Below are 3,456 nucleotides of genomic sequence, written 5' to 3'. Positions count from 1 at the left end.
GGCCGAACCTTGTACGGTTCAAAGCTTCTAACACAGCGCATATAAGTAAAAAGCGCCCCGTTAGGGACGCTTTTTACTTATTGGTTGCGGGAGTAGGATTTGAACCTACGACCTTCAGGTTATGAGCCTGACGAGCTACCGGGCTGCTCCATCCCGCGTCAAGTATGTATCCGGGGTTATGGCGCCCGGTAGCGATTTTGCCGGCAGCCTGTGGCTGCTGTGCGGCGTACTTTTCGGGCTGAACCCTTAAAGCGGCGGGCTGCTCCATCCCGCGTCAAGTATGTATCCGGGGTTATCCCGGTAGCGATTTTGCCGGCAGCCTGTGGCTGCTGTGCGGCGTGTCTTTTCGGGCTGAGCCCTCAAAGCGGCGGGCTGCTTGGTCCCGCGTAGTATCAGTCTATTAAAGACGATAAAACCGCCCTTTAGGCGGTTTGTGTGTCTTTGAGACTGTGAAGAAAGTTATTTGACACTCTTGTGTAGATCTGGCGGCGACCTACTCTTCCGCGGCTTAAGCCGAAGTACCATCGGCGCGAAGACCTTTCACTTCCGGGTTCGAGATGGGACCGGGTGGGACAATCTTGCTATAACCACCAGATCGACACAAGAGTGTCACTTGCTGTTTGTATGCATGTCTGAGATGATTTTCAGACCGAGTATTTATCTCTGTCTATGGAGGCTTCTCAAGCCTATCGAGCAATTAGTATCAGTTAGCTTCACACATTACTGCGCTTCCACACCTGACCTATCAACGTGGTGGTCTTCCACGGCTCTCAGAGAGACCTAATCTTGAGGGGGGTTTCCCGCTTAGATGCTTTCAGCGGTTATCCCGTCCGTACATAGCTACCCTGCAATGCGGCTGGCGCCACAACAGGTCCACCAGAGGTACGTCCACCCCGGTCCTCTCGTACTAGGGGCAGCTCCTCTCAAGTCTCTTGCGCCCACGGCAGATAGGGACCGAACTGTCTCACGACGTTCTAAACCCAGCTCACGTACCACTTTAATTGGCGAACAGCCAAACCCTTGGGACCTGCTCCAGCCCCAGGATGTGATGAGCCGACATCGAGGTGCCAAACACTGCCGTCGATATGAGCTCTTGGGCAGTATCAGCCTGTTATCCCCGGCGTACCTTTTATCCGTTGAGCGATGGCCCTTCCACACAGAACCACCGGATCACTATGACCTACTTTCGTATCTGCTCGACCTGTCAGTCTCGCAGTCAGGCAGGCTTATGCCATTGCACTCGTCGAACGATTTCCGACCGTTCTGAGCCTACCTTCGCGCGCCTCCGTTACCATTTGGGAGGCGACCGCCCCAGTCAAACTACCCGCCACAGAGGGTCCCAGTCCCGGTTTCACGGGACGTGGTTAGGTATCAGGAACAACAAGGGTGGTATTTCACCTTAGGCTCCACCGGAACTGGCGTCCCGGTTTCAAAGCCTCCCACCTATGCTACACATGTTGTCCCTAATACCACTCTGAAGCTGTAGTAAAGGTGCACGGGGTCTTTCCGTCTAACCGCGGGTACTCCGCATCTTCACGGAGAATTCAATTTCGCTGAGTCTATGCTGGAGACAGTGGGGAAGTCGTTACGCCATTCGTGCAGGTCGGAACTTACCCGACAAGGAATTTCGCTACCTTAGGACCGTTATAGTTACGGCCGCCGTTTACCGGGGCTTCAATTCGCGGCTCTCACCACTCCTCTTAACCTTCCGGCACCGGGCAGGCGTCAGACCCTATACGTCGTCTTGCGACTTCGCAGAGCCCTGTGTTTTTAGTAAACAGTCGCCACCCCCTCTTTTGTGCCCCCACCAAAGAGTTGCCTCGATGGTGGGCCTCCTTCTCCCGAAGTTACGGAGGCAATTTGCCGAGTTCCTTCAGCATAGTTCTCTCAAGCGCCTTGGTATGCTCTACCTGTCCACCTGTGTCGGTTTAGGGTACGGTCTATATGGTGGGGCTATTTCCTGGAACTCCTACGCTGCACCTCCAATCCAATAAGGAAGTACAACTACCGGAATTCGTCACATCCCACCAGGTTGAGGAATATTAACCTCATTCCCATCGACTACGCATTTCTGCCTCGCCTTAGGGGCCGACTAACCCTGCGCAGATTAGCTTTACGCAGGAACCCTTGGACTTTCGGCGAGAGTGTCTCTCACACTCTTTATCGCTACTCATGTCAGCATTCTCGCTTCCGATACCTCCAGCATGGCTCACGCCACACCTTCAGCGGCTTACGGAACGCTCCGCTACCACTTGATCATAAGATCAAATCCGCAACTTCGGTACATATCTTTAGCCCCGGTACATCTTCGCCGCAAGACAGCTTATTTAGACCAGTGAGCTGTTACGCTTTCTTTAAATGATGGCTGCTTCTAAGCCAACATCCTGGTTGTTATGGCCGTCTCACATGCTTTCCCACTTAGATATGATTTAGGGACCTTAGTTGGCGGTCAGGGCTGTTTCCCTCTCGACTACGGACCTTAGCACCCGCAGTCTGTCTCCCAGGCTCTACTCTTCGGTATTCGGAGTTTGGTTAGAATTGGTAAGGCTCGCGCCCCCCGCATCCATCCAGTGCTCTACCCCCGAAGGTAATACCTGAGGCACTACCTAAATAGTTTTCGCGGAGAACCAGCTATCTCCCGGTTTGATTGGCCTTTCACCCCTAGTCACAGGTCATCCCCGCACTTTTCAACGTGCGTGGGTTCGGTCCTCCAGTGCGTGTTACCGCACCTTCAACCTGCCCATAACTAGATCACCGGGTTTCGGGTCTAATCCATCTAACTCAGTCGCCCTATTCAGACTCGCTTTCGCTGCGCTTACACCTAACGGCTTAGGCTTGCTAGATAGACTAACTCACTGACCCATTATACAAAAGGTACGCCGTCACATCACAAGGATGCTCCGACTGCTTGTAAGCATTCGGTTTCAGGTTCTATTTCACTCCCCTCATCGGGGTACTTTTCACCTTTCCCTCACGGTACTGGTGCACTATCGGTCGTATGGTAGTATTTAGGCTTGGAAGGTGGTCCTCCCATGTTCAGACAGAATTTCACGTGTTCCGCCCTACTCAAGTCCTAAACTATTCAACACCTGTACGGGACTATCACCCACTACGGTCCTACTTTCCAGAAGGTTCCAGTTAGAATAGAATAGGCACTGGCCTGGTCCCCGTTCGCTCGCCACTACTAGGGGAATCTCTGTTGATGTCTTTTCCTCCGGCTACTTAGATGTTTCAGTTCGCCGGGTTCGCCTCGTTAACCTATGTATTCAGTTAACGATACCCCGAAGGGTGGGTTTCCCCATTCAGAAATCTGCGGGTCAAAGGTTACTGGCACCTCACCACAGCTTATCGCAGCCTGTCACGTCTTTCATCGCCTCCATACGCCAAGGCATCCACCAAATGCTCTTAAATCACTTGAGAAATCCTCCATATCCAGAGATAAACACTCGAAAGCAT

Annotated in this window: 1 tRNA gene and 2 rRNA genes; all 3 read right to left on the bottom strand. The window is 52.7% G+C overall.

Annotation, left to right across the window (positions count from 1 at the left end):
* Positions 1–81 precede the first annotated feature (81 nt).
* Positions 82–158: transfer RNA gene (locus tag IE181_RS14485), tRNA-Met, on the bottom strand.
* A gap of 322 nt (positions 159–480) precedes the next feature.
* Positions 481–595, bottom strand: a 5S ribosomal RNA gene (gene rrf / locus IE181_RS14480).
* Between the two features lie 81 nt (positions 596–676).
* Positions 677–3,420 (bottom strand): 23S ribosomal RNA (locus IE181_RS14475).
* Positions 3,421–3,456 lie beyond the last annotated feature (36 nt).

This window comes from Kordiimonas sediminis, assembly GCF_014656395.1.
Classification (GTDB): Bacteria; Pseudomonadota; Alphaproteobacteria; order Sphingomonadales; family Kordiimonadaceae; genus Kordiimonas_A; species Kordiimonas_A sediminis.
This window is presented reverse-complemented; position numbering and strand designations above follow the sequence as displayed.